We start from the raw sequence: 25,613 nt of genomic DNA on the forward strand, positions 1-25,613 counted from the left end.
TAGCCTCGGATACGCTGAACGACCTGCTGCGCGTGGGCTTGCGGGGGATTGCAGGAAATTTCCGCAGTTTCCCGCCAGTCCTTCCGATGCCTAGGACGCCTGGCTGGGGTAGCGTCGTTTTTTTGCTTTACCATGAAGGCGTTTTCCGTCGCCGCTCCCTGGCGACCCCGATGGCGATGCAGGCCCTTTCCGTGACACGGCAACGAAAGATCATCCACATCGATTGCGACTGCTTCTATGCCGCCATCGAAATGCGCGACGACCCAAGCCTGGTGGGCAAGCCGCTGGCCGTGGGTGGTTCGCCGGACAAGCGCGGCGTGGTCGCCACCTGCAACTACGAGGCGCGGGCCTATGGCCTGCATTCGGCGATGGCGATGCGCACGGCGGTGAAGCTGTGTCCCGACCTGACCATCGTCCGCCCGCGCATGGACGTGTACCGCGAGACCTCCCGCGAGATCCACGCGATCTTCCGTGACTACACCGAACAGATCGAGCCGCTGTCGCTGGACGAGGCCTACCTGGACGTCAGCGACAGCGAGCGTTGTGACGGCAGCGCCACGCGCATCGCCCGGGAGATTCGCCAGCGCGTGTGGGAAACCCTGCACATCACGGTGTCGGCCGGTGTTGCGCCGAACAAGTTCATCGCCAAGATCGCCAGCGATTGGCGCAAGCCCAACGGCCTGTTCGTGGTCACGCCCGACGAGGTGGACGGATTCGTCGCGGAACTGCCGGTGAAGAAGCTGCACGGCGTGGGCAAGGTCACCGCCGAAAAGCTGGCGCGCTTAGGGATTCGCACCTGCGCGGACCTGCGCGACTGGTCGCGCATCCAACTGGCGAAGGAATTTGGCAGCTTCGGCGAGCGCCTCTGGGGCCTGGCGCGGGGGATCGATGAGCGGCCGGTGCAGGTGGACAGCCGGCGCCAGTCGATCAGCGTGGAGAATACCTTCGACCAGGATCTGCCGGACCTGGCGGCCTGTCAGGAGGAACTGCCGTCGCTGCTGGGCGAGCTGGAGCGGCGCATGACCCGCCTGGACGCCAGCTACCGGCCGGGCAAGCCGTTCATCAAGCTGAAGTTCCACGACTTCACCCAGACCACCCTGGAGCAGGCCGGCGCGGCGCGCGACCTGGACAGTTACCGGCTATTGCTGGGGCAGGCATTCCAGCGCGGCAACAAGGCGGTGCGGCTGATCGGCGTGGGCGTGCGCCTCGTCGATCTGCGTGGGGCGCACGAGCAGCTCAGCCTGTTCTAGGGGATTGCTGCCGTTTCCTCAGCTTTCCGGCCACATGCGCATGGCGCGGCCCGAGGCCGGCCACAGGCGCAGCTCGCCCTGGTCGCTGAAGTCCCAGCGCTGGACCTCGCGGAGCATCTGCAGGAAGCGTCCTTCCTGCTCCATCAGCGCTTCGGCGCACATCTTCCGGGTGGCGCCAGGCTGGCCGAAGGTCAGCTTGTCGCCGTCCAGCGTGTAGCTGGCGAACCAGTGGTTGCAGCCGGCGCTGCCATAGGCGCGGCCCTTGCCGTCGAGGGTCAGGGTGATGTGGCTGTAGTCGATCAGGGGGCGTTCACCGACCCATTCGACGCGATAGGTCTGATCGGTTTCAGGTACCGGTTTGCTGGCGCAGCCAGCCAGGGCCAGCGCCATGCAGGCGCCGGCGAACAGGACTTTCATGCAATCTCCTTGCTCAGGCAGTCCGGGCAGAGATGGCGAGCACCAGCCTTCGCCCAACCCAGTTCGCCGATGCGCGCTTCGGCGGCCGGTTGCTGGGCGGACTTGCCGAGGGTGGCGTCGACGGCAAATTCGAATTTCAGTGTAGCTGCGCAGCCGTCGCAGTTGACGGTCCATTCGTGGATCGCCAGCTCGCGGAACGCCGGACCGCGCGCAACCGCTGTCCACTGCCCCGGTGGGTTGATCAGGTGGCGCACCTTGTCCACCTCCAGCGTCATGCTCAGGCTATGGCTGCCCTTGAGGCTGACCAGCAGGGTGTCGCCCGTCTGGATCGAGCCGCCGATACCGGTGACCTGGTAGAGGCCCGGGGTCAGCGCGCGGCATTCGTTGAGGGTGAACTGCGGGTTGAGCAGGGTATAGCGGAAATCGTGCTGGGCCATGAGTCCTCCGGGAAAGCGCGGCATTCTAGGTGGCGGCGCGCGGGGATGCGAGTGCTGCCGGTTAGCTGACCTGGTTGACGGGGTTACCCGCCTGCCAGGCGCCGATGTTGGCCAGGGTGGTTTCGGCGATGGCGGCCAGCGCCTCGCGGGTCAGGAATGCCTGGTGGGCGGTGATGATGACGTTGGGGAAGGTCAGCAGGCGCGCCAGGACGTCATCCTGTAGCGGCAGGTCGGAGCGGTCGGCGAAGAAGATTTCGGCTTCTTCTTCATAGACGTCCAGGCCCAGGTAGCCGAGCTGGCCGCTCTTGAGCGCCTCGATCAGCGCCGGGGTGTCCACCAGCGCGCCGCGCCCGGTGTTGATCAGCATGGCGCCGCGTTTCATCTGTTGCAGGCTGCGAGGGTTGATCAGGTGCCGGGTGGCGTCGTTGAGCGGACAGTGCAGGCTGAGGATGTCGGACTGGGCGAGCAGTTCGTCCAGTTCGACGAAACGGCCGCCCAGGGCTTCGATGGCGCGGTTGGGGTAGGGGTCGTAGGCGAGGATGTGGCAGCCGAAGCCGCTCATGATGCGGGCGAAGACTTCGCCGATCTGGCCGCTGCCGATGACGCCGACCGTGCGCCCGTGCAGGTCGAAGCCGGTCAGTCCGTGTAGCGAGAAGTCGCCATCGCGGGTGCGGTTGTAGGCGCGGTGCAGGTGCCGACAGAGCGCCAGGACCAATCCCACGGCATGTTCGGCCACGGCATGGGGCGAATAGGCCGGAACCCGCACCACGGAAAGCCCCAGGGCGTGGGCGGCCTTGAGGTCGACATGGTTGTAGCCGGCCGAGCGCAGGGCGATCAGGCGCGTGCCGCCGGCGGCCAACTGTTCCAGTACCGGTCGCGACAGCTCGTCGTTGACGAAGGGGCAGACCACGTCGAAGTCCCTGGCCAGGGCCACGGTGTCCAGGCGCAACTGCGCCTGCTGGAAGTGCAGTTCGAAGCCGTGGCTGTGGTTGGCGGCGAGGAAGCTGTCGTGGTCGTAGGGCTGGTTGCTGAACAGGATGATGCGCATCGTCTCGCGGTCTCAGTGCGTGTCTTGCGGAAGCGCCGCGTTGGCCTCGGCTTCGCGGTTTTCCGTGGCCTTGGCCAGTTCGGACATGGCCTTGTCGAGTTCGTCCAGGGCGGCGGGGGCCTCCGGGTCGTTCTGCTTGAGCAGCGTTTCCGCGCGTTGGCAGGCGGCGCGCAGCATGGGCACGCCGCAGTAGCGGGTGGCGCCGTGCAGGCGATGGATGCGTTCGAGCAGAGTGTTGCGGTCGTTGCGCTGGCGGGCCTGGCGGATCACCTGGCGGTCGGCGGAGAGGGAGGCGAGCAGCATGCCGAGCATGTCGGCCGCCAGTTCCGTCTTGCCGGCGGCCAGGCGCAGGCCTTCGGCGGGGTCGAGCACGCTCAGCGCGCCCGGACCCGGCTCGGTGCCGTTCGGCTCCGTGCGCGGCGCGCCCAGGCTCATGCCGGTCCACTTCAGCACCACCTGGGCCAGTTGGCGCTCGTCGATGGGCTTGGTCAGGTAGTCGTCCATGCCGCCTTGCAGCAGGGCTCGTTTCTCGTTGGCCAGGGCGTGGGCGGTGAGCGCGATGATCGGCACCGGGCTGACTTCGCGGTCGGCTTCCCACTGGCGGATCGCGTCGGTGGCCTGGCGGCCATCCATGCCGGGCATCTGCACGTCCATGAAGACCAGGTCGAAGCGCTCGCGCTGCACCGCCTCCACCGCGGTCAGGCCGCTATCCACGGCGACGACCTGGGCGCCCAGGTCGCCGAGCAGGGTCTTGACCAGCAGGAGGTTGGCCGGGTTGTCGTCGACGCAGAGCAGATGCGGCGCGCGTTCCAGCAGCCCGTTGGCGACTTTTTCCTTGCGGGTCGGGCGCAGGTGCAGCAGCTCGTTCAGTGCCTGCTGCAACTTGCGGGTGCAGGCGGGTTTGCTCTGTACCTGGGACTCGGGCAGCACCGCGTTGTAGTGCGCCTGCTCGATGGTCGGGCAGAGCACCAGGCTCTTGCAGCCGTACTGCTCTAGTTCGCGGATGGACTGCCGCAGCATTTCCGGCGGATGGGTGGCGGAGGTGACGCCGAGCAGGGCCAGGCCGATCGGCGGCTTGCCCTTCGGGTCGGCCGCCAGCACCTGTTCCAGCGCCGCCAGGTCCGGGAACTCGCTGACCTCCAGGCCGCAGTCCTCCAGTTGGTGATGCAGCGCGGTACGGGTCAGTTCATGGGGTTCGTAGAGCGCCACGCGTTGCCCGCCGGCCAGGGCCGGCAGCAGGTCGTCGCCGTCGTCGCGGGCCTTGGGCAGGTTGAGGCTGATCCAGAACTCCGATCCCTCGCCGGAGCTGCTGTCGACGCCGATCTCGCCGCCCATCTGTTCGATCAGGCGCCTGGAGATGACCGGCCCCAGCCCCGTGCCGCCGGCCTGGCGCGACAGCGAGTTGTCGGCCTGGCTGAAGGCCTGGAACAGCGCGCGCAGGTCCGCGTCGGTGAGGCCGACGCCGGTGTCCTGCACGCTGATGCGCAACTGCGCGCGGTCGTCGCTCTCGTCCTCGAGCATGGCGCGCACGGCGATGCTGCCTTCATGGGTGAACTTGATGGCGTTGCTCACCAGGTTGGTCAGCACCTGCTTCAGGCGTTGCGGGTCGCCCACCAGCTGCAGCGGGGTGTCGCGGTAGATCAGGCTGACCAGCTCCAACTGCTTTTCGTGGGCGGCGGGGGCGAGGATGGTCAGGGTGTCCTGGATCAGTTCGCGCAGGTTGAAGGGGATGTTCTCCAGCACCAGTTTGCCGGCCTCGATCTTCGAGAAGTCGAGGATCTCGTTGATGATCCCCAGCAGGCTTTCGGCGGACTTGTGGATGGTGGAGAGGTAGTCCTGCTGGCGCGAGGTCAGCTCGCTCTTCTGCAGCAGGTTGGTGAAGCCGAGGATGCCGTTGAGCGGGGTGCGGATCTCGTGGCTCATGTTGGCGAGGAACTCGGACTTGATCCGGCTCGCCTCCAGGGCTTCCTTGCGCGCGAGGTCCAGTTCGATGTTCTGGATCTCGATGGTTTCCAGGTTCTGCCGCACGTCCTCGGTGGCCTGGTCGATGTTGTGCAGCATTTCTTCCTGCGCGCTCTGCAGGGCCTCGGCCATGCGGTTGATGCCGCCGGCCAGTTCGTCCAGTTCGTGACTGCCCAGCGCCGGCAGGCGGGTTTCCAGGCGGCCTTCCTTGAGCTGCGCCACACCCTGGGCGATCTGCCCGAGCGGGGCGTTGATCGCGCGGCTCATGCGCAGGGCGAGGAGGGCGGTGACCACCAGGCCGGTGATGATCAGCAGCAGGCTGGTGAACAGGCTGCGGTAGCCGCGCAGCAGGGTGCCGTGGTGCGACAGCTCCAGTTCGACCCAGCCGAGCAGCTTGTCGCCGTTGCTGTCCGGGGCGCCCGACAGGCTGCGGTGCCGGCCCAGCACCGGGAGAAGGAAGTGGGTGGTGTCGAGGTTGCTGGCCATGCTCAGGTGCGAACCGTCGCCGCTGGGCATGGGGGTGAGGATGCTGGGGCCGGCGTGGACCAGTCGTTCCCGCTCGGGATCGAGGAAGGTAACGGCGCGCACGTCAGGTTGGTCCAGCGCCTCGGTGGCGATGCGCAACAGCAGCTCGGTGTTGTTCTGCGCCAACGCCGGGGCGGACAGCGGAGCCAGTTGCTCGGCGATCAGTTGACCGCGCTCGATCAGTTGGGCACGCATGTCCGACAACTGCACCCAGGTGAAATAGCCGCCCAATACCAGCGCCAACAGGCTGGTGGGCAACAGGGTGAGCAGCAGTACCCGTCCCTTGATGCCGAGATCCTTGAACACGCGATTCCTCCGGTGCGGTTTTCCCCCGGCAGTGTAGCGGTTCGGACCTTCGGACGGAGCCTTTGCCTTGCCGAGATCGCGCGGAATCGGGAATACTGGGCGCAATTGCTAATCACTCTTATTCAATATGAACGCATTTTCTTCCTCGGGCCTGCGCCTGCTGACCATCGAGGACGATCCAACCCTGGGCGCGCACCTGTCTTCCCATCTGAGCGAGCGCGGCTTCGCCGTCACCTGGTGCCAGGATGGCGATGCCGGCCTGGCCGAGGCGCGCGGTGGCGATTACGACCTGGTGCTGATGGACATCATGCTACCGGGCATCGGCGGCCTGGACATTCTGCGCACGTTGCGCCGCGAGCGTTCGGTGCCGGTGATCCTGATGTCCGCCCTGGGCGCCGAGCAGGACCGCATCGCCGGTTTCTCCCAGGGCGCCGATGACTATCTGCCCAAGCCCTTCAGCCTGGTCGAGCTGAGCGTACGGGTCGATGCCGTGCTGCGTCGCGTGGCGCTGGAGCGCGGCTTGCAGGCGCCGACGGGCGGCGACGGTTTGCTGCTGGATGGCGAGAAGGTCGACGCCAGCCTCGACGGCCGCTGGGCGGGGCTGACCGCCACCGAGTTCCGCCTGCTGGAGACCTTCCTCGGCAGCCAGGGCGAGACGCTGAGCAAGGCCTTCCTTTATCAGCATGTCCTGCACCGCGCCTACACCACCCACGATCGCGCCCTGGACATGCATGTCAGCCATCTGCGCCGCAAGTTGCAGGGCATCGGCTATCTGCGCCACCAGTTGCACACGGTGTGGGGCAAGGGCTACGTGTTCAGCGATGGCGATGGCTGAGGTGCCCGGGCGTCATTCGCTGTTCTGGAAACTGGCGGTCGCGCTGGTGGCGTTCTGCTTGCTGCTGATCTGGCTGTCCTGGTCCTGGGGCAAGCAGGTCGAGCGCCAGGGCTATTACCTGTCCGCCGAAGCCCGGCAAGTCCTGGGCGGCTACGCCCGCGAAGCGGAGCAGGCCTGGCGCTCCGGCGGTGCGACGGGGGTCGATGCCTGGCTGGCGCGGATGCGTCAGCGCGAGGCGGGCTGGATGACGGTGGTGGACGGTCGGTTGCAGGCCCTGGGCAGTGTCCCGTTGAGCGAGGAGGAAATCGCGCACCTGACCTTCCAGCGAGGCCTGGACTGGCCGGCGAGCTCGCGTTCGGCGCACCTGCCCTACATCGGCATTCCGTTCCCCGGTGGGCCGAGCGCCGGCCGCCTGGTACTGCAACTGCCGGCCCGCTACCTGCCCGGCGGTTTCACGCTCATCCGCCAGTCGGTGACCCACGGCCTGGTGCCGGCCGTGCTGGCGCTGCTGCTGTGCGTCCTGCTCTACCGGCACCTGGTGCGCCCACTGGGGCGGCTACGCGAGCACGCCAATGCCTTGCAGGCCGACGATCTGGGATCGGTGGCCGATCCTGGGCTCAGTGCGCGCCACGATGAGCTGGGCGAACTGGGCCGCGCGCTGGACCACATGGCCGAACGCCTGCGCGGGTATGTGGGGTTCCAGCGCCAGTTGTTGCGCGACCTGTCCCACGAACTGCGCACGCCGCTCAGCCGCCTGCGCGTGGCGGTCGACAGCCCGATCGGCGAGGCGGCGCTGCGCCAGCGGGTCGAGCGCGAGGTGGAGGTGATGCAGCGCCTGGTCGCCGATACCCTGGAGCTGGCCTGGCTGGACACCGAGCGGCCGCGCCTGGAGCGGGAGGACATCGACCTGCAACCGCTCTGGGAACTGCTGGTGGAGGACGCGCGGTTCGAAGCCGGCTGGGCGCCGGAACGCTTCCTTTACCAGGTGCCGGCGGGGTGTCGTGTCCGGGGTCATCTCAACGGCCTGGCGCAGGCGCTTGAAAACCTGCTGCGCAATTCCATACGTCACTCGCCGGAGAGTGGCTGCATTCGCCTGGGCGGCCAACGGGAGGGGGCGGGCTGGCATCTCTGGCTGGAAGACGACGGCCCCGGCGTGCCCGAGGCCGACCTCGAGCGCATCTTCCTGCCGTTCACCCGGTTGTCCGCCGCGCGCAGCGACGAAGGCTTCGGCCTGGGCCTGAGCATCGCCCGCAGCTCGCTGCGCATGCAGGGCGGGGAACTCTGGGCGGACCGCGGGACGGCGGGGTTGCGCGTGCACCTGCGGTTGCCCGCGGCGGACGGTTCTGAGCATTTGCACACGGCTTGTTAGGAAACTTCGTATGGCGAGCGACAGTTTGCCGTTATCATAGGTGGCCTGGTTTCAGATCCGAGTACCTCCATGACCGTGCAGTATCTGACTATCGCCGATTGCGTCGGCAATACCCCGCTGGTGCGTCTGCAACGCTTGCCCGGGAATACTTCCAATACGCTGCTGGTGAAACTCGAGGGTAACAACCCCGCGGGTTCGGTGAAGGATCGCCCGGCGCTGTCGATGATCACCCGAGCCGAGCTGCGCGGTGACATCAAGCCCGGCGACACGCTGATCGAAGCCACCTCCGGCAACACCGGCATCGCCCTGGCGATGGCGGCGGCGATCAAGGGCTACCGCATGATCCTGATCATGCCGGACAACTCCACCGCCGAGCGCAAGGCCGCCATGACCGCCTACGGCGCCGAACTGATCCTGGTGACCAAGGAGCAGGGCATGGAAGGCGCCCGCGACCTCGCCGACCAGATGGCGCGCGAAGGCCGGGGCAAGGTGCTCGACCAGTTCGCCAACGGCGACAACCCGGTGGCCCACTACGATTCCACCGGCCCGGAAATCTGGCAGCAGACCGGCGGTGAGATCACCCATTTCGTCAGCTCCATGGGCACCACCGGCACCATCATGGGCGTGTCGCGCTACCTCAAGGAGCAGAACCCCAAGGTGCAGATCGTCGGTCTGCAGCCGATGGAAGGTTCGGCCATCCCCGGCATCCGCCGCTGGCCGCAGGAATACCTGCCGAAGATCTTCGACGCCACCCGCGTCGACCGCGTGGTCGACATGCAGCAGGGCGAGGCCGAGGACGTGATGCGTCGTCTGGCCCGCGAAGAGGGCATCTTCTGCGGCGTGTCCTCCGGTGGCGCGGTGGCAGCCATGTTGCGCCTGTCCCGCGAGCTGGAAAACGCGACCCTGGTGGCGATCATCTGCGACCGTGGCGACCGTTATCTGTCCTCGGGCGTGTTCGACCCCAACTGACATGGCCAAGCAGAGAACCGGCCTGCGCTTCCAGCCCAGCGGCGGAGCGCGGAGCCCTGCGGTACCGGTAGGCAAGAAGCAGCGTCTGAGCATCGAGCGCCTGGCCCACGACGGCCGTGGCATCGCCCATGCCGATGGCCGCACCTGGTTCGTCGCCGGCGCCTTGCCGGGCGAAGCGGTGGAAGCCCGCGTGCTGTCGGCGCGCGCGCAGATTGTCGACGCCCGTAGCGAGCGGATCTTCACCGCCGCCGAAAACCGTCGAACTGCCCCGTGTCCGGTGGCCGGCACCTGTGGCGGCTGCAGCCTGCAGCACCTGCCCCATGCCGATCAATTGGTACTCAAGCAGCGCACCTTGGCCGAGCAACTGGAACGCTTCTCCGGCCTGAGCCCGGAAGAGTGGGCCGCGCCGCTGGTGGGGCCGGAGTTCGGCTATCGCCGCCGCGCGCGCCTCGCCGTGCGCTGGGACGTCAAGGCCAAGCGCCTGGAAGTCGGCTTCCGCGCCGCCGCCAGCCAGGCCATCGTTCCGTTCGACGACTGCCTGGTGCTGGTGCCCGAGCTGCAAATCCTCGCCCGCGAGTTGCCGGACCTGCTGCGTGGTTTGGCCAAGCCCCAGGCGCTGGGCCACGTCGAACTGTTCCACGGCACGGCCAGCGCGCTGCTGCTGCGGCATATCGAACCTTTGTCCGATAGCGACCTGGCGCGACTGCTGGGATTCTGTTCGGCACGCGACGTGCAACTGTGGTTGCAGGGCGACGGAGAGCCGACACCGTGCTCCGGGAACGCCGACCTCGGCTTCCGGCTCGATACCTGGGATCTGACCCTGGCCTACCGGCCCGGCGACTTCGTCCAGGTGAATGCGCCGGTCAACGAGGCGATGGTTGCCCAGGCGCTGGATTGGCTGAAGCCTGCACCAGGCGAGCGTGTGCTGGATCTGTTCTGCGGCCTGGGCAACTTCGCCCTGCCGCTGGCGCACCGGGTGCGGGAAGTGGTCGGGGTGGAGGGTGTGCAGGCGATGGTCGATCGCGCCGCCGCCAATGCCCGGGCCAATGGCCTGGCCAATACCCGGTTCCACCAGGCGGACCTTTCGAAACCGCTTGCCGGCGCCCCCTGGGCGGCGGAGGATTTCACCGCCGTGCTGCTCGACCCTCCGCGAGACGGAGCCTTCGAGGCAGCACGGGAGATGCGTTCACTGGGCGCCGAGAGGGTACTGTATGTGTCCTGCAATCCGGCGACCCTGGCGCGCGACGCCGGCGAGATGGCCCGACAGGGCTATCGCCTGAAGCGTGCCGGCATCCTCGACATGTTCCCGCAGACGGCACATGTGGAGGCAATGGCTTTGTTCGAGGCGAGCTAGGACGGCTCGCGCAATCCGACCGGCCCGAGCAAGAAGAAAGGCCGGCGCTGTGAGCGGTGCACCGTGGGGCACCGTGGGGAAGGGTAGACACGATGGTACAGGTGAGAGCGCACCAGCCGGTCAATACTGACGGCAGCATCAACCTCGAGGCCTGGCTGGACCATGTCCAGACTCTGGTCCCGCTACTGGATCGCAAGGTCCTGCTGGACGCCTGCGAATTTGCCCGCGAGGTGGAAGACAAGGCAGTCAGCAAGGCTGACAACTCCTGGGCGGACGGCACCTCCAGTTTTCAGACGGGCCTGGAGATCGCCGAAATCCTGGCGGACCTCAAGCTCGACCAGGAATCACTGGTCGCCGCGGTGATCTACCGTGGCGTGCGCGAGGGCAAGGTCAAGCTGGAGGAGGTGGCGCAGCGCTTCGGTTCTGTGGTCGCCAAGCTGATCGAAGGCGTGCTGCGCATGGCGGCGATCAGCACCAGCCTCAACCCCCGGCAATCGCTGGTGCTCGGCACCCAGGCGCAGATCGAGAACCTGCGCAAGATGCTGGTGGCGATGGTCGACGACGTGCGCGTCGCGCTGATCAAGCTGGCCGAGCGTACCTGCGCGATCCGCGCGGTGAAGAACGCCGACGAGGAAAAGCGCCACCGCGTTGCCCGCGAGGTGTTCGACATCTACGCGCCGCTGGCACACCGCCTGGGCATCGGCCATATCAAATGGGAACTGGAGGACCTGTCCTTCCGCTACCTGGAGCCCGACCAGTACAAGCAGATCGCCAAGCTGCTGCACGAGCGCCGGCTGGATCGCGAGCAGTACATCGCCACCGTGATGCAGCAGCTCAAGGACGCCCTGGCCGCCACCGGCATCAAGGCCGACCTGTCCGGCCGCGCCAAGCACATCTATTCCATCTGGCGGAAGATGCAGCGCAAGGGCCTGGACTTCAGCCAGATCTACGACGTCCGCGCGGTGCGCGTGCTGGTGCCGGAAATGCGCGACTGCTACACCGCGCTGGGCATCGTGCACACCCTCTGGCGGCACATTCCCAAGGAATTCGACGACTACATCGCCAACCCCAAGGAAAACGGCTACCGCTCGCTGCACACCGCGGTGATCGGCCCCGAGGGCAAGGTGCTGGAAGTGCAGATCCGCACCCATTCCATGCACGAGGAAGCCGAGCTGGGCGTGTGCGCGCACTGGCGCTACAAGGGCACCGACGTCAAGGCCAGCTCCAATCACTACGAAGAAAAGATCTCCTGGCTGCGCCAGGTGCTGGAATGGCACGAGGAGCTGGGCGACATCGGCGGTCTGGCCGAGCAGTTGCGCGTCGACATCGAGCCCGACCGGGTCTACGTCTTCACCCCGGACGGCCACGCCATCGACCTGCCCAAGGGCGCAACCCCGCTGGACTTCGCCTACCGCGTGCACACCGAGGTTGGCCACAACTGCCGTGGCGCCAAGATCAACGGCCGCATCGTGCCGCTCAACTACAGCCTGCAGACCGGTGAGCAGGTGGAAATCATCACCGGCAAGCAGAGCGGGCCGAGCCGCGACTGGCTGAACCAGAACCTGGGCTATGTCACCACCTCGCGGGCGCGGGCGAAGATCGTCCACTGGTTCAAGCTGCAGGCGCGCGACCAGAACGTCGCCGCCGGCAAGGCCATGCTCGAACGCGAGCTGGGTCGCCTGGCGCTGCCGCCGGTGGACTTCGAGAAGCTTGCCGAGAAGGCCAACTACAAGACCGGCGAAGACCTGTTCGCCGCCCTGGGCGCCGGCGACCTGCGCCTGGCCCACGTGGTCAACTACGCGCAGCAACTGGTCGAGCCCGAGCGCGGCACCGAGCAGCTCGAACTCATTCCGCGCAAGCCGAGCAAGATCGGCCACGGCAAGCGCGGCGACATCCAGATCCAGGGCGTCGGCAACCTGCTCACGCAGATGGCCGGCTGCTGCCAGCCGCTGCCGGGCGAGCCGATCGTCGGCTACATCACCCTCGGCCGTGGCGTGACCATCCACCGCCAGGACTGCGCCACCGCGCTGCAACTGGCCGGCCGCGAGCCGGAACGGATCATCCAGGTCAGCTGGGGGCCGGTGCCGGTCAGCACCTATCCGGTGGATATCGTCATTCGCGCCTACGACCGTTCCGGCCTGCTGCGCGACGTCTCCCAGGTGCTGCTCAACGAGCGCATCAACGTGCTGGCGGTGAACACCCGCTCGGACAAGGAAGACAACACCGCGGTGATGCGCCTGACCATCGAGATCCCCGGCCTCGACGCGCTGGGACGCCTGCTGGCGCGGGTGTCGCAGTTGCCCAACATCATCGAGGCGCGGCGCGACCGCGCGGGTGCCAAGGATGCATAAGCTCGACGACCTGCTGTACCTGATGGCCCGGCTGCGCGATCCGCAGCATGGCTGTCCGTGGGACCTGAAGCAGAGCTACGCGACCATCGTCCCCTACACCCTCGAGGAAGCCTACGAAGTGGCCGACGCCATCGAGCGTGGCGACTTCGACCACCTGCGAGAGGAACTGGGCGATCTGTTGTTCCAGGTCGTCTACTACGCGCAGCTGGCGCGGGAAGAGGGGCGTTTCGAGTTCGACGCTGTGGTCGATGGCATCACCCGCAAACTGGTCCGCCGCCATCCCCACGTGTTCCCCGATGGCGACCTGTACGGCGAGCCGGACCCGGCGAAGCTTGCGGAAGCTGCGGTCAAGCAGCGCTGGGAGGAGCTCAAGGCCGAGGAGCGCGCCGCCAAGGCTGCCGAACCGGTGCAGCTGTCCCTGCTGGACGACGTGCCCCACGCCCTGCCAGCACTGAGTCGCGCCGCCAAGCTGCAGAAGCGTGCTTCCCAGGTCGGCTTCGACTGGACCGACGCCCTGCCGGTGGTGGACAAGGTTCGCGAGGAACTGGACGAGGTCCTCGAAGCCATGGCCGGCGGCGACACCGAGGCCCAGGCGGAAGAAGTGGGCGACCTGCTGTTCGTGGTGGTCAACCTGGCGCGCAAGCTCAAGGTCGATCCGGAAACCGCCCTGCGTGCGGCCAATGCCAAGTTCGAGCGGCGTTTCCGCTACATCGAGACGGCCTTGCGTGACCAGGGACGCACGCTGGAAGACAGCAACCTGGAAGAGATGGACGAGCTGTGGGGCGCCGCCAAGCGCGACGAGAAGAACCCGCTCAGCTGTGGATAAGTTCTTCGCTCCAATAAAAAGCCCCGCATTCGCGGGGCTTTTGTTTTCTGGTAGGAGCGAGCTTGCTCGCGAACCGCTTGATGCCGGCGCCGCCGGAAATCTGTTCGCGAGCAAGCTCGCTCCTACAATATTCCGTCAATGCGAAGGGCGCGCGCCCTCAGCCGAACAGCCAGCGCAGGATCAGCACCAGCAGCACCACCGCCAGCACCGGCCGGCTGATGCGGTAGGCTCTGGGATAGGCGCGCTTGAACACCTTCACCTGGCTGCCCACGGCATTGCCCAGGCGGATCAGCACCGAGTAGGCCTGGTTGATCCCGCCGACGCGCTCGCCTTCGACGTTCTGCGGCGCGGTGGCGCGGCCGAGGAAGGCACTGACGCGGCGGTTGATGCGGGTCAGCAGCGACGACCTGAGCGGACGCTCGATGTCGCAGAAGAGGATCAGGCGCGATTCGTCGGTTTCGTTCTTCACCCAGTGGACGAAGGTTTCGTCGAACATCACGTCCTGGCCGTCACGCCAGGCGTAGGGCTGGCCGTCGACGAAGATGCGGCACTCTTCGGAGTTCGGCGTGGCCAGGCCCAGGTGGTAGCGCAACGAGCCGGCGTAGGGGTCGCGGTGCTTGTTCAGGTGGCTGCGCGGCGGCAGGCGGGTGAACATGGCGCCCTTGACGTTGGGGATGCTGCTCACCAGCTCGACGGTCTTCGGGCAGAGCTTCTGCGCGGAGGGCAGGGGGCCGTCGTACCAGGTCAGGTAAAAGCGGGTCCAGCCTTTCTTGAAGAAGGAGCCGAAACCGGCCTCGTTGTTGTTCAGGGCGTCGCGGATGTAGCCCTCGTCGAACAGGTTTTCGGCTTCCTCGCGAATCATTTGCCAGTTGTCGCGCAGCCTGTCGAGCTCGGGGAAGCGCTCGCGGTCCAGGTAGGGCTTGGACGGCACGCTGGAGTTCAGGTACATCAGCGAGTTGTACGGGGCGAACCAGGCAGAGTGGTTCACGACCTGGCGCAGGAAGGGCAGCCGTACCTTGCCGCGCAGGTGCACGTAGAGGATGGCGACGAGGAAGATGGCAAGGATCGTGAGAACGATGAACTTGATCATGGGGGCCCTGGATAGTGAAATCGAGCTGGGCACTTGCGCAGCGCACGCACAGGCCCGAGGATTATACCCCCTGTGGGCATGAGCGCGGAGCGTTGTGCCGCCAGGAAAGTTGTTCCGCGTCAATCAAGGATTGTCGAGAGTCTTATCGAATGAGCATGTCGTTACGTGACCAGTTGCTGAAAGCCGGACTGGTCAGTGAGAAACAGGCCAAACAGGCCGGCAAGCAGAAGCAGAAGCAGCAGCGTCTGGAGCACAAGAACCAGGTGCAGAAGGATGACAGCCAGCGTCAGGCCGCCTTGCAGGCGCAGGCCGACAAGCAGGCCCGCGATGCCGAGCTGAATCGCCAGCAGCAGGAAAAGGCCGAGAAGAAGGCCAGGACCGCGCAGATCAAGCAACTGATCGAAGGCACCCGTCTGCCGAAGCTGGAAACCGAGGACTATTACAACTTCGTCGATGCGAAGAAGGTCAAGCGCATTGCGGTGAACGACCTGATCCGCGACAAGCTCAGTCGCGGCAGCCTGGCCATCGTCAGCTACGACGGCCGCTACGAGATCGTCCCGCGTGACGCCGCGCTGCGCATCAAGGAGCGCGACGAGCGGCGTATCGTGCTGCTCAACGAGCCCAGCGGCGAGCCGGACGAGGACGACCCGTACAAGGATTACGTGGTGCCCGACGACCTCATGTGGTGAGGCCGTCCCGGTCGGACCTCAGGCCGGATTCAGCACCACCCTTGCGAAGCGCGCCTCCGCCGCCTGCGGCGTGATGGCGTGCAGACGGTCCAGCCGGAGCTCCCGGCTGGCATCGTCCACCCGGACTTCCAGGAACTCCTCCACGACCCCGTCCGCGTTTCGCCGCGTGTGCGTGGTGAAGGCCTGGGCGTCGAACGCCAGGCCGTCACGCAGCTCGATACGCAGCCAGTAGCGGTGCAGGCAGGCGATCTCCAGGTAGTCGTGCAGATCGCAGTGCAGCGGCTGGTAGGCGTCCATGCCGTTCAGCATCCTTCCATCTCGATGACGTAGTAGCCCTGGCGGCGCAGCGCCTCTTCCACCGGGGGCGTGGAAAACTCGCTGTGGCAGAACTCGCAGCGGCTCATGTGCACGTCATGCGCCTGGATGCCGCGCGCCGCCAGCCAGTGCGCGGCGAACTCCGCGGCACGGCTGGCGGCGTCCGGCCCGACCAGGACGTCGAAGTGCAGGTAGCGGCCATCGTGGGTACGCACATGGGTGTCGTAGACGCGAACCTGCATGGCGAGCCCCTTACTTCAGGTCGGCGATGGCGGCGCCGAAGTTCAGGTGCAGCACCTGGCCATCGACCACCAGGGCGGGCACCGATTTGACCCCGGCGGCCTCGGCCTCGGCGATGCGCGGCGCCTGCTCGCCCAGGTGCACCACTTCCACATCCCGGTTCAGCAACGGCAGCAGCGTGCGTTCGGCCTCGACGCAGACGGCGCAACCGGCATGGTAATAGATGGCTTTGCTCATGATCCTTCTCCTGATTGATTAAGTATCGAATCGATACAATATCAGTCTGCAAGCGAAAAGAGCCTTCTGTCAAACTGGTTTTTGATCGATACTATCTATCGGGAGGATGAGCCCATGACCGATACGACCCTGTACGACTATCTTGAGCGCATTGCCAGCCTGATGCGCGCCTGGGCCCGCGAGCAGCCGCTGATGGCGGATCTGCAGCCGATCCAGCTGAGTGCGCTGAACTACCTGGCGCGCTGCAACCGCTATTCGAACACGCCATTGGCGGTCACGGACTTCCTCGGGCTGACCAAAGGCACGGTGTCGCAGTCGCTGAAAGCGCTGGAGGCCAAGGGGCTGATTCGCAAGCGCCCGGATGCGCAGGACCGACGCAGCGTGCACCTGGAACTGACGGACGCGGGGCAAGGACTGATCGAGGCGCTGGTGCCGCCGGCGTTCCTGAGTCGCGCCGAAGAGGCTTTGGGCGAGCGCCGCGAACTGCTGGTCGCGCTGCTGCGCGAGCTGTTGACCAGCATCCAGCGCCAGGAGGATGTGCCGGGCTTCGGCCTGTGCCGCACCTGCCGTTTCCACCAGAAGCGGGACGACGGCGCGCTCTGCGGGCTGACCGGGGAGCGGCTGGAAACGCGCGAAGGAGAGCTGGTCTGCCGCGAGCACTCAGAGCCCGGCGAAGCCGCCTGAACCGGGCTGCACGGCGCCGTTGATCTTCGTAGGAGCGAGCTTGCTCGCGAACCGCTTGACGCCGTTGTCAGGGGGACGCTTTGTTCGCGAGCAAGGGTTGGGAGCCCCCTTCGCTCCTACAAAAAAGCCACCCATGAAAAAGCCGGGCAGATGCCCGGCTTTTTCATGTCCGCAGGTGGCGCTATCAGAAGCGATAGGTCATCTGTGCGGTCAGGCCGTGAGCGCTGTTGTCGTACTTGGCGCTGTAGGCCGGCTGCAGGGCGCTGCCTTCCAGGTTGACGCTAGCGGTGTCTTCCCACAGGTAGGCGTAGGCCATGTCGACGGTCAGGTCCGGGGTCGGCGACCAGCCGGCACCGAAGGTGACGATCTGGCGATCGCCCACCGGGATGCGCACGCTGCGGTAGTCGTTGTCGGTCGGCGACGGGTCGTAGGCGTAACCGGCACGCAGTACCCACTCCTGGTTCAACTGGTAGGAGGCGCCTACCGAGGCGGACCAGGTGTCATGCCACTTCAGGTCTTCGCCGATGGTGCCGAAGCCGAGGGCCTGACCCAGCGCCGGTACGCCGCTGTTTTCCACTTCGATCTTTTCCAGGCGGCTCCAGCGGGTCCATACCGCGCCGATGTAGCCAGTCCACTGGTCGTTGAACTTGTGGGTGATGGAGGTATCCACCGACTCCGGCAGGGTGATGTCCAGCTTGGCGTCGTAGGAGCCGTTCAGGCCCAGGGCGCCGGGGGCGTTCTTGACCTTGGTGCGGCCGTCCAGGTGATAGTCGACCTTGGAGTGGTAGGTCAGGCCCCAGGCGGTGTCGTCGGTCACGTCGACCAGTACGCCGATGTTGTAGCCCACCGCGGTGTCGTCACCCTTGATGTCGATGTGGGTGTCGCCCTGGCCGCCGGCCAGGCCGTTGGTGGCCAGGTCGTTCTTCAGCTGGCCGTCGATACGGTTGATGGTCGGGCCGAAACCGACGGAAACCTTATCGTTGACCTTGTAGGCGATGGTCGGCTGCAGGGTGATGACCTGGACCTTGCTGTAGGAACCGTGGTAGCTGCCCTGGAAGCCGTTCTCATAGTCGTTGATGATGCCGTAGGGGACGTACATGCCGAAGCCGAAGGTGAAGTCCTCGTTGATCGGCGTGGAGATGTAGCCGAACGGCACGGCGGCCAGGGGCACGGAATCGCCCTTGTTGGAGCCCGGATGCGGGCTGTTGGCCTGGCTGATGTCGTCCTTGGCATCGACAATGGCGAGACCGCCGCTGATTTCGGTGCGCTTGAGTTTGGACAGACCGGCCGGGTTGCCGTAAATGGTGCTGGCGTCGAGCGCGGAGGAAGCGCGGCCTGCGTAGGCAGTACCGGCGCCGCTGGCGCTCTGCTCGTTGATAGCGATGCCGTTGGCCAGGGCCTGGGCAGAGGCGGCGCTAATGGTCAGTGCGAGCGTGGTCTTGAGCCATGTTGTTTTCATTGTAAGAGCAACTCCTGTGTTTATCGGCGCGCAAGCTACCAAGATTCCCAGGTCTTGGGTAGTCTCTGGAAAGCGCTCTACCTTGGGCTTCAACGCTCAAACGAGCGTTCTATCGGTATCGTTACCGTTCGTCGCTGTATGTAAAAAACCTGACCGTTTGGTCATTCAGGGACTGCCGGCTCCGCTCAGGCCACCTGGCTGAGACTGCCAACGTAGTTGTGCCAGGCGTCGACGAAATCGTGCAGGCGTCCGTGGGGGTGGAAGACCCGGCGCCAGACCCGGGCCAGGCCCAGGGGATCGTCGGCGTGGGGCAGGGGGATGCGCTCGGCCTCGACCATCATCCAGGCGATGGCGGTGCTGTAGCGCAGGTTCACCGTGAGTTCCAGGTGCGGCGCGTCGAGGAAGGCGTGCTGACTGGCCAGCCCGCGAACCCGGCTAGCCAACTCCGGGTCGCAGGCCAGATAGCAGTCCCAGAGGCTCTGGTGACGGCTTTCACCGATGCGGTACAGCCCGTGGCCATGACTGTCGCCCAGCGCACTCCCCAGCGCCGATTGACAGGCCGCTGCCCCCAGCAGCAGCGCTTCCGCCGCGACACTATGCCGCTCCAGATACAGCAGGGTAGGGCGAATCACATAGTGGCACAGGTCGTTGGCGGCAATTCCCATGACGTCCTCGTCCTCGGTGACCGGCGGGGCGGGGCGACTTGGCAGCTTCGAGTGATTTTCCTGGCCCCGCCGGAAGCGGACTTAGCCGCTCGATTTGAAGTGTAGTGCGATAATTATGCTGTAAAGGCCTGTTTTTAAATTGTTTTGATGGTGCAGGAATAATCCATATTCCCTCCGGAAATTAGATACTGGGCGGCAATTCGGGCATGGCCTCGAGTTTTTCCTCGGCCTCTTCGTGCCCCTGGTCCGCCGCGCGCTGGTACCACAGACGGGCCTGCGCGGGGTTCTTCGCCACCCCCCGACCCTTGGCGTAGCCCTCGGCCACGGCGAACTGGGCATCCACGTCGCCCTGCTCGGCCGACTTCCTGTACAGCGCGAAGGCCCGCTTGTCGCTGCGGGTCACCCCGGTGCCGTTCTCGTACATGATCGCCAGGTTGTACTCGGCGTCCTTGTCGTTCTGGTCGACGGCCTTCTGGTACCAGTACACGGCCTTCTCCGCGCTCTGCTCCACGCCGTCGCCGCTGTCATAGGCGTTGCCCAGGTTGTACTGGGCGCAGGCGTGTCCCTGTTCGGCGGCCTTCTGGTACCAGTACGCGGCCTGCTCGTAGCTCTGCTCGAACTCGTCGCTGCCGGAGTCGTATTCCAGGCCGAGGCTGTACTGGGCGGTGGCGTGGCCGGCGTTGGCCGCCGTCACCAGTTCGTCGCCGTACAGGTCGGACCACTGGTCCGTGATGGAACAGGGTGTGGCCTCCAGGGTGGCAGCCTGGATCGGGGTGGCGGCCCACAGGCACAGCAGGGCGCTGGCGAGCAGGGTGTGGCGGAGACGGGTGGGCATGGGATCACTCCTTTGAAAATGGGCATGAGTCTGACGCATGCCCGGGTACCTATCCATCGGAACACAAGCGCCCGGCATGACGTGTATTCCGTTTTCGCTGCGGGACGACTGATCAGTCGCCCTTGGCCACCGGGCGCCTGGCATCGGTGATCCATTCGCTCCAGGAGCCGGCGTACAGGCGCCCCAGCGGATAGCCGGCCAGGCTCATGGCGAACAGGTTGTGGCAGGCGGTGACGCCGGAGCCGCAATAGGCCACCAGGTCTTGCGCCGGGCGGCCGCGCAGCAGGCTGGCGAAGCGCTGGTGCAAGTGCTCCGGGCGCAGGAAGCGGCCGTCGCTGCCGAGGTTGTCGGTGAACGCCGCGCACTGGGCGCCGGGGATGTGGCCGGCGACCGGGTCTATGGGTTCCACTTCGCCACGGAAGCGCGGCAGCCCGCGGGCGTCCACCAGTGGCAGGTCGGGTTCGCCCAGGCGCGCGCCGAGAGCCGTGGCGTCGATCAGCAGGCTGTTGTCCGGCTTGCCCTGGAAGTCGCCGGGGCGCACGGGCGTCTCGGCGGTGGTCAGGCGCAGGCCGGCGGCGTGCCAGGCGGCAAGGCCGCCGTCGAGCAGGTAGACACCCTCGCGCTTGCCCAGCCACAGCAGCAGCCACCAGGCGCGGGCGGCGAAGGCGCCGGGGCCGTCGTCGTACAGCACTACTTCGCTTTCCGTCTCCAGGCCCCAGGCGCGCAGGCGTTCCAGCAACTGTTGCGGATCGGGCAGCGGGTGGCGGCCGGTCACGCCGGGAACGACAGGTGCGGAAAGGTCCTTGTTGAGGTCGGCGAAGTGGGCCCCGGGAATATGGTTTTCCTGGTAGCTGCGGGCCCCGTAGCCGGGATCGTCGAGGGAGAAACGGCAGTCGAGCAGGACCAGATTCGGGTCATCGAGGCGGGCGGCCAGTTGCTCGGGCATGAGCAGGCGGGCGTAGGTCATGGGCGCATTCCTGTGTCGTGACGGGGCTTGGGCGCATCATAAGGCTTGTATCGCGAACAAGTTACTCTCGGTGGGGAATTGGCGAAAATGCTCAATCTGCAATCGGCGCCGCGCAAGGCCGGCCCGCTGCGCGTCGCCCTGGTGGGGCTGGCGACCGTCCTGATCACCCTGGGCTACAGCGTCCGTGTGTTGGCGCTCGGCGCCATCGGCCGGCTGCGTCGCGGCAAGGTCGACGGTTTCACCCGCGACTGGTCGGGGAGTCTGCTGCGCCTGACCGGTGCGCGCCTGAGCCGCCACGGCGAAGTACCGGACTTCGGCGACGGCCGCCGCTACATGATCCTTTGCACCCACTCCAGCTTTTACGATATCCCGGCGATCTTCGTGACCATGCCCGGCTCGATCCGCATGCTGGCGAAGAAGGAACTGTTCGCGGTGCCGATCTGGGGCGCGGCGATGCGCGCGGCGGAGTTCCCGTCCATCGACCGGCACAACCGCCACCAGGCCATGGCCGACCTGGCCAAGGCGCGGGAAATGATGGAGAGCGGCATCGTGCTCTGGGCCGCACCCGAGGGCACGCGCTCCAAGGATGGCAAGCTGCAGCCGTTCAAGAAAGGCTGCTTCCGCCTGGCCCAGCAGACCGACGCGATCATCGTTCCGGTGGCTATCCGTGGCATCCAGCAACTGCTGCCGGCGGGCGGCCTCAAGCTGAACCTCGGCATGCCGGTGGAGGTGCATGTCGGCGCGCCCATCGACTCCACCCGGTTCACTGAACATGGCGTCGATGCGCTGATGGGGGAGGTGCGCGAGCGTATGCTGGAGCTGCTGGAACCCGCCGCCGTGCCCGCACCGGCGCCTGCCCTGAAGGAGCAGACGCCGGCCTGAAGCGTCCTGGGAGCCGGCGCCTTTCAGTGGATTGGCAGCCGGCCGATGCGGTCGTTCTCCAGGCTGCCCAGGTAGAGCACGCCGTTCACCGGTTTGGCCGAAGTCACCATGCGCAGGTGCTGGCCGCTGGTGTCATGCAGGCTGCGCACGATCTCGCCTTTCTCGTTCACCTGGATCACCAGGCCGTAGGGCACCGGCTTGGGTAGCACGGCGCGCGGCAGTTTGGTCAATTGGCGCTTGAGCCAGGGCATCTGCTGGATCAGGTCGGCGTCGGCCTTGCGCGGCGAGGGCAGGGCCACCCAGAAGGTGCCGCTGCGGTCACTGGCGAGGTTGTCCGGCAGGCCCGGCAGGTTGTCGATGAACACGTCATGCTGCCCGGCCTTCTCACCCTTGAGCCAGTAGCGGGTGATGCGGTAGCGGTAGGTCTCGTTGACCAGCACGAAGTCCTCGTTTTGCGACAGCGCCACGCCGTTGGCGAAGTACAGGTCCTTGAGCAGCGTCTCGGTCTTGCCGGTGGCCGGGTCGTAGCGCAGCAGGCGGCCGTGAGGGCGGGCTTCGAGTAGGTCGAGGATGTAGTCGGGCTGGTGGAAGCGGCTGGACGCGTCGCTGAAATAGATGCGGCCGTCGCTGGCGATGTCCAGGTCGTCGGTGAAGGCGAAGGGAATGCCGTCGGCCGAATCGGTCAGCACGCGGATCTTGCCCTGCGGGTCGACCTCCAGCAGGCCCTTCCAGGCGTCGGCGACGATCAGCTTGCCGCTCTTGTCGAACGCCAGGCCCAGCGGGCGGCCGCCGGTTTCGACGAAGGTTTCGGCCTTGCCGTCGGCGCCGATACGCACGATGCGCCCGTCATCCAGTCCGGCGAAAACCCGGCCCTGGCTGTCCACGGCGGTGTCTTCGGGGCCGACGATCTGGCCCTGGGCGAGCAGTTCGGCTTTCATCAGCGTGTCGTTGGGTTCCATCACGCCGGTCATCGGCGGCGCCTTGGGCGGCGTCCAGGCCAACGGATCGATGGGGCTGGGCGTGAGCGCCAGGTAGACCGCGAGGGCTACGACCAGCAGAACGACCAGTCCGAGAAGCTTTTTCATGCGCAAGCTGCCTTCTTGTTGTCGTGGGCGGGGCAAAGCGTAGAGATTGCCATGCAGTTGTCACAGACCGATGGCCGAGTGGAATGCTCGCACATCATGCATCTCTATATACTGCGCGCACCGAAACGAAGGAGATGTTCGTGACCGCTCTCGATATTCAGTGGATTCGCGACGATGCCAGCCTCGAGCGCAAGTGCCGGGACTGGAAAGAACTGCCGTACCTCGCGCTCGATACCGAGTTCATGCGTGTCGATACCTTCTATCCCGAAGCCGGTCTGGTGCAGGTGGGCGATGGCAGCGGCGTGTGGCTGATCGACCCGCTGCTGATCCGCGACTGGTCGCCGTTCGCAGCCGTGCTGGAGTCGCCGCTGGTGGTCAAGGTATTCCATGCCTGCGGCGAGGACCTGGAAGTCTTCCAGCGCCTGACCGGCAGCCTGCCGCAGCCGCTGTTCGACACCCAGTTGGCCGCCGCCTACCTGGGCATGCCGCACTCGATGGGCTATTCGAAGCTGGTGCTGGAGATCCTCGGGATCGACCTGCCCAAGGACGAGACCCGCTCCGACTGGCTGCAGCGCCCGCTGACCGACATGCAGGTGCGCTACGCCGCCGAGGACGTGCAGCACCTGGCCGAGGTCTACGTGAAGCTGGCGCCGCGCCTGAGCGACGAGAAGCTGCAGTGGCTGCTGGCCGATGGCACCGACCTGACCAACAACCAGAGTCGCGTCAGCGACCCGCAGGAGGCCTACCTCGACGTCAAGCTGGCGTGGAAGCTCAATCGCCTGCAACTGGCCGTGCTGCGCGAGCTGTGCGTCTGGCGCGAGGAGCAGGCGCGGTTGCGCAACAAGCCGCGTAACCATGTGCTGCGCGAGCACACCCTGTGGCCGCTGGCGCGTTTCCAGCCGGCCGACAAGGTCGCCCTGGCGCGTATCGACGACATGCACCCGCGCACCGTGCGCCAGGATGGCGACACCCTGATCGCGCTGATCGCCCACGCGGCGAGGCTGCCGGAAGCCGTTCATCCCGAGACGCTGCCCGAGCCGCTGCCGCGCGAGGTTACGCCGGTACTGAAGAAGTTGCGCGAAGTCGGCCAGAAAGAGGCCGAGCGCCTGAACATGGCCCCCGAGCTGATGCTGCGCAAGAAGGTACTCGAGGCGCTGCTCAAGACCGGCTGGCCGAACGGCCCCTACCAACTGCCCGAGTCGCTGCAGGGTTGGCGCCGCGAACTGATGGGCCAGGCCTTGCTGGACAGCCTTGCCGTCCAGCTCACCGAATAACGCGGAAGAGACACCATGAAACGCATCTGCTCCATCTACAAGAGCCCGCGCAAGAACGAGATGTACCTGTACGTCGACAAGCGCGAAGCGCTGACCCGCGTGCCGGAGGCGCTGATCGCCGTGTTCGGCCCGCCGCAGCACACCTTCGACCTGGTGCTCAGTCCCGAGCGCCAACTGGCCCGCGAGGACATCGACAAGGTCCTGGAAAACATCGAGAAGCAGGGGTTCCACCTGCAGATGCCGCCGGTCGAAGAGGAGTACATCGAGCACCTGCCGGAGGAGCTGCTGCGGATGAACGATCCGCTCTGATCCCTGGCCGTCCGGCAACATTTTCTCGAGCCGTGAACGGGTACAGTGCTGGCACTGTGCAAGTTCGCGGCTTGAGCGCATTATGCGCGGAGAAAAAGGGTTCAACGGAGCGGAACGCTTGGTCTCTGGCTGTGTCTATAGCCGCCTGTCTTCCCTCGAACTAATACCGATATCAATGGGAAGCTCTCTTGAGGCGAGTCCAGATGCGCCAGCCTGAAACGTTACACCGATCGAAGCGAAGGTCCTGAGTCATGCGCCTGCTCGTTCTCGATCGTGATCATGCCCTTTACGCCGCCCTGATCATGGCGGCGGAGCCCCGAATTACGGTGGTGTCCGGTGACCAGCCGGACAAGCTCGTTGCTGCCGCCGCCGAATGCCCCGTCTGGCTAGCCCAACCCGATTTCGCCGCGCAACTGCTGCGCCAGGGCGTGCATCCGGTGTGGATCCAGTCCAGCTGGGCGGGCATCACGCCGCTGCTGGCGGACGATCTGCCCAAGGACTACGCGCTGACCCGCGCCGTGGGCATCTTCGGCCAGGTCATGACCGAATACCTGCTCACCTACCTGCTTGCCCATGAGCGGCAGATGCTCGGCCGCCTGGCCAGCCAGGTCGGCGTGCAGTGGGACGATCGCCTGCCCGGCACGCTCAATGGCCGCCAGGTGCTGATCATCGGAACCGGCGAGATCGGCCAGGCGGTGGCGCACATGCTGGCGCCGTTCGGCGTGGACCTGGTGGGCGTGGCGAAGAACCCGCGATCGCTGCTGCCGTTCAGCCGCGTGGGCGCGCTGGAGGATCTGCCACGCCTGGTGCAGACCGCCGACTACGTGGTGAACCTGTTGCCCGATACCGAGCACACCCGCGATATCTACAACCTGCCGCTGTTCAACCGGATGAAACCGACCGCGCTGTTCATCAATGCCGGCCGTGGCACCTCGGTGGTCGATGCCGACCTGGTGTCGGCGCTGGAGGCCAACCGGATCGCCGGCGCGGTGATCGATGTCTGCCGCGAAGAGCCTCTGCCGGCGCAGCATGCGTTCTGGCATACCCCGCGCCTGCTGCTTACCGGACACACCGCCGCGCCGACGCTGCCGGGGCCGCTGATCGAACTGTTCCGCGACAACCTCACGCGCTTCTGGGCTGGCCAGGAAATGCGCGGCGAAGTGGATTTCACTCGCGGTTATTGAAGCCTGATGCCGTCAATGAAAAAGGCCCCGGATGGGGCCTTTTTCATGT

The 25,613-nt window shown here is 66.1% G+C and carries 26 protein-coding genes; 13 read left to right on the forward strand and 13 right to left on the reverse strand.

Annotation, left to right across the window (positions count from 1 at the left end; translation table 11 throughout):
* The first annotated feature begins 176 nt into the window (after positions 1-176).
* Positions 177-1,250, forward strand: coding sequence for a DNA polymerase IV (gene dinB, locus H681_RS07875; protein ID WP_041712491.1), 1,074 nt, complete (start codon positions 177-179; stop codon positions 1,248-1,250).
* A gap of 18 nt (positions 1,251-1,268) precedes the next feature.
* Here the strand turns inward: dinB and H681_RS07880 are convergent, their stop codons facing one another.
* The 4 genes from H681_RS07880 to H681_RS07895 form a co-directional block, all read right to left on the reverse strand.
* Positions 1,269-1,667, reverse strand: a complete 399-nt coding sequence (locus tag H681_RS07880; protein WP_015476320.1) for an META domain-containing protein — start codon at positions 1,665-1,667, stop codon at positions 1,269-1,271.
* A complete protein-coding gene (locus H681_RS07885; RefSeq protein ID WP_015476321.1) occupies positions 1,664-2,104 on the reverse strand; it encodes a hypothetical protein in 441 nt (146 codons plus the stop codon). The genes H681_RS07880 and H681_RS07885 overlap by 4 nt, the downstream gene beginning before the upstream one ends.
* Positions 2,105-2,165: 61 nt before the next feature.
* Positions 2,166-3,152, reverse strand: coding sequence for a 2-hydroxyacid dehydrogenase (locus H681_RS07890; RefSeq protein WP_015476322.1), 987 nt, complete (start codon positions 3,150-3,152; stop codon positions 2,166-2,168).
* Between the two features lie 12 nt (positions 3,153-3,164).
* A complete protein-coding gene (locus H681_RS07895; protein WP_015476323.1) occupies positions 3,165-5,945 on the reverse strand; it encodes a response regulator in 2,781 nt (926 codons plus the stop codon).
* A gap of 127 nt (positions 5,946-6,072) precedes the next feature.
* Here H681_RS07895 and H681_RS07900 point away from each other — a divergent pair, with 127 nt between their 5' ends.
* The 6 genes from H681_RS07900 (at position 6,073) to mazG (ending at position 13,649) form a co-directional block, all read left to right on the forward strand.
* Entirely contained in the window at positions 6,073-6,780 is a 708-nt protein-coding gene (locus H681_RS07900) for a response regulator transcription factor (protein WP_015476324.1), read from the forward strand.
* A complete protein-coding gene (locus H681_RS07905) occupies positions 6,767-8,149 on the forward strand; it encodes a HAMP domain-containing sensor histidine kinase (protein WP_015476325.1) in 1,383 nt (460 codons plus the stop codon). Before H681_RS07900 ends, H681_RS07905 begins: the two co-directional genes overlap by 14 nt.
* Positions 8,150-8,218: 69 nt before the next feature.
* Positions 8,219-9,118, forward strand: coding sequence for a cysteine synthase CysM (gene cysM / locus H681_RS07910; protein ID WP_015476326.1), 900 nt, complete (start codon positions 8,219-8,221; stop codon positions 9,116-9,118).
* A 1-nt stretch (position 9,119) separates the two neighbouring features.
* Entirely contained in the window at positions 9,120-10,472 is a 1,353-nt protein-coding gene (rlmD, locus tag H681_RS07915) for a 23S rRNA (uracil(1939)-C(5))-methyltransferase RlmD (protein WP_015476327.1), read from the forward strand.
* Between the two features lie 92 nt (positions 10,473-10,564).
* The gene (gene relA, locus H681_RS07920; RefSeq protein WP_015476328.1) at positions 10,565-12,823 is read left to right on the forward strand and encodes a GTP diphosphokinase; all 2,259 of its coding nucleotides are present in this window, start codon (positions 10,565-10,567) and stop codon (positions 12,821-12,823) included.
* Entirely contained in the window at positions 12,816-13,649 is an 834-nt protein-coding gene (mazG, locus tag H681_RS07925; RefSeq protein ID WP_015476329.1) for a nucleoside triphosphate pyrophosphohydrolase, read from the forward strand. The genes relA and mazG overlap by 8 nt, the downstream gene beginning before the upstream one ends.
* A gap of 157 nt (positions 13,650-13,806) precedes the next feature.
* Here mazG and H681_RS07930 read toward each other — a convergent pair whose 3' ends face one another.
* Positions 13,807-14,739 (reverse strand): aspartyl/asparaginyl beta-hydroxylase domain-containing protein, encoded by a 933-nt coding sequence (locus tag H681_RS07930; protein ID WP_015476330.1) that lies wholly within the window; start codon positions 14,737-14,739, stop codon positions 13,807-13,809.
* 149 nt (positions 14,740-14,888) lie between these two features.
* On the opposite strand from H681_RS07930, the gene H681_RS07935 reads away from it, so the two are divergent.
* Complete coding sequence (locus tag H681_RS07935) at positions 14,889-15,428, forward strand: DUF2058 domain-containing protein (protein WP_015476331.1); 540 nt, start codon at positions 14,889-14,891, stop codon at positions 15,426-15,428.
* Between the two features lie 18 nt (positions 15,429-15,446).
* On the opposite strand, the gene H681_RS07940 is transcribed toward H681_RS07935, so the two are convergent.
* From H681_RS07940 to H681_RS07950, 3 genes are read right to left on the reverse strand one after another with little or no spacing between them, the layout of a single operon-like run.
* On the reverse strand, positions 15,447-15,725 hold the full coding sequence (locus H681_RS07940; protein ID WP_041712494.1) for a Rho-binding antiterminator: 279 nt from the start codon (positions 15,723-15,725) through the stop codon (positions 15,447-15,449).
* A 5-nt stretch (positions 15,726-15,730) separates the two neighbouring features.
* The gene (locus tag H681_RS07945) at positions 15,731-15,985 is read right to left on the reverse strand and encodes a DUF2024 family protein (protein ID WP_015476333.1); all 255 of its coding nucleotides are present in this window, start codon (positions 15,983-15,985) and stop codon (positions 15,731-15,733) included.
* Positions 15,986-15,995: 10 nt separating this feature from the next.
* Positions 15,996-16,220: a hypothetical protein gene (locus H681_RS07950; protein ID WP_015476334.1), complete on the reverse strand. Its 225-nt coding sequence runs from the start codon at positions 16,218-16,220 to the stop codon at positions 15,996-15,998.
* A gap of 114 nt (positions 16,221-16,334) precedes the next feature.
* Between H681_RS07950 and H681_RS07955 the strand changes: the two genes are divergently transcribed.
* Positions 16,335-16,904 (forward strand): MarR family winged helix-turn-helix transcriptional regulator, encoded by a 570-nt coding sequence (locus H681_RS07955; protein WP_015476335.1) that lies wholly within the window; start codon positions 16,335-16,337, stop codon positions 16,902-16,904.
* A 184-nt stretch (positions 16,905-17,088) separates the two neighbouring features.
* Here the strand turns inward: H681_RS07955 and H681_RS07960 are convergent, their stop codons facing one another.
* The 4 genes from H681_RS07960 to H681_RS07975 all read right to left on the reverse strand — a co-directional run bounded on the left by H681_RS07960 (position 17,089) and on the right by H681_RS07975 (position 20,830).
* Entirely contained in the window at positions 17,089-18,363 is a 1,275-nt protein-coding gene (locus tag H681_RS07960) for an outer membrane protein transport protein (RefSeq protein ID WP_015476336.1), read from the reverse strand.
* A gap of 185 nt (positions 18,364-18,548) precedes the next feature.
* A complete protein-coding gene (locus tag H681_RS07965; RefSeq protein ID WP_015476337.1) occupies positions 18,549-19,028 on the reverse strand; it encodes a hypothetical protein in 480 nt (159 codons plus the stop codon).
* A gap of 181 nt (positions 19,029-19,209) precedes the next feature.
* On the reverse strand, positions 19,210-19,863 hold the full coding sequence (locus H681_RS07970) for a tetratricopeptide repeat protein (protein WP_015476338.1): 654 nt from the start codon (positions 19,861-19,863) through the stop codon (positions 19,210-19,212).
* A 112-nt stretch (positions 19,864-19,975) separates the two neighbouring features.
* The gene (locus H681_RS07975; RefSeq protein ID WP_015476339.1) at positions 19,976-20,830 is read right to left on the reverse strand and encodes a sulfurtransferase; all 855 of its coding nucleotides are present in this window, start codon (positions 20,828-20,830) and stop codon (positions 19,976-19,978) included.
* A gap of 87 nt (positions 20,831-20,917) precedes the next feature.
* Between H681_RS07975 and H681_RS07980 the strand changes: the two genes are divergently transcribed.
* Positions 20,918-21,712 carry a lysophospholipid acyltransferase family protein gene (locus tag H681_RS07980; RefSeq protein ID WP_015476340.1) on the forward strand — a complete coding sequence of 265 codons (795 nt, stop codon included), beginning with the start codon at positions 20,918-20,920 and terminating at the stop codon, positions 21,710-21,712.
* A gap of 23 nt (positions 21,713-21,735) precedes the next feature.
* Here H681_RS07980 and H681_RS07985 read toward each other — a convergent pair whose 3' ends face one another.
* A complete protein-coding gene (locus tag H681_RS07985) occupies positions 21,736-22,797 on the reverse strand; it encodes an SMP-30/gluconolactonase/LRE family protein (protein WP_015476341.1) in 1,062 nt (353 codons plus the stop codon).
* Positions 22,798-22,937: 140 nt separating this feature from the next.
* Here H681_RS07985 and rnd point away from each other — a divergent pair, with 140 nt between their 5' ends.
* The 3 genes from rnd to H681_RS08000 all read left to right on the forward strand — a co-directional run bounded on the left by rnd (position 22,938) and on the right by H681_RS08000 (position 25,564).
* On the forward strand, positions 22,938-24,071 hold the full coding sequence (gene rnd, locus H681_RS07990; RefSeq protein WP_086009599.1) for a ribonuclease D: 1,134 nt from the start codon (positions 22,938-22,940) through the stop codon (positions 24,069-24,071).
* 15 nt (positions 24,072-24,086) lie between these two features.
* The gene (locus H681_RS07995) at positions 24,087-24,380 is read left to right on the forward strand and encodes a YcgL domain-containing protein (RefSeq protein ID WP_015476343.1); all 294 of its coding nucleotides are present in this window, start codon (positions 24,087-24,089) and stop codon (positions 24,378-24,380) included.
* A gap of 251 nt (positions 24,381-24,631) precedes the next feature.
* Complete coding sequence (locus H681_RS08000; RefSeq protein WP_015476344.1) at positions 24,632-25,564, forward strand: D-2-hydroxyacid dehydrogenase; 933 nt, start codon at positions 24,632-24,634, stop codon at positions 25,562-25,564.
* The last annotated feature ends 49 nt before the right edge of the window (positions 25,565-25,613 follow it).

Source organism: Pseudomonas sp. ATCC 13867, from assembly GCF_000349845.1.
GTDB lineage: Bacteria > Pseudomonadota > Gammaproteobacteria > Pseudomonadales > Pseudomonadaceae > Pseudomonas.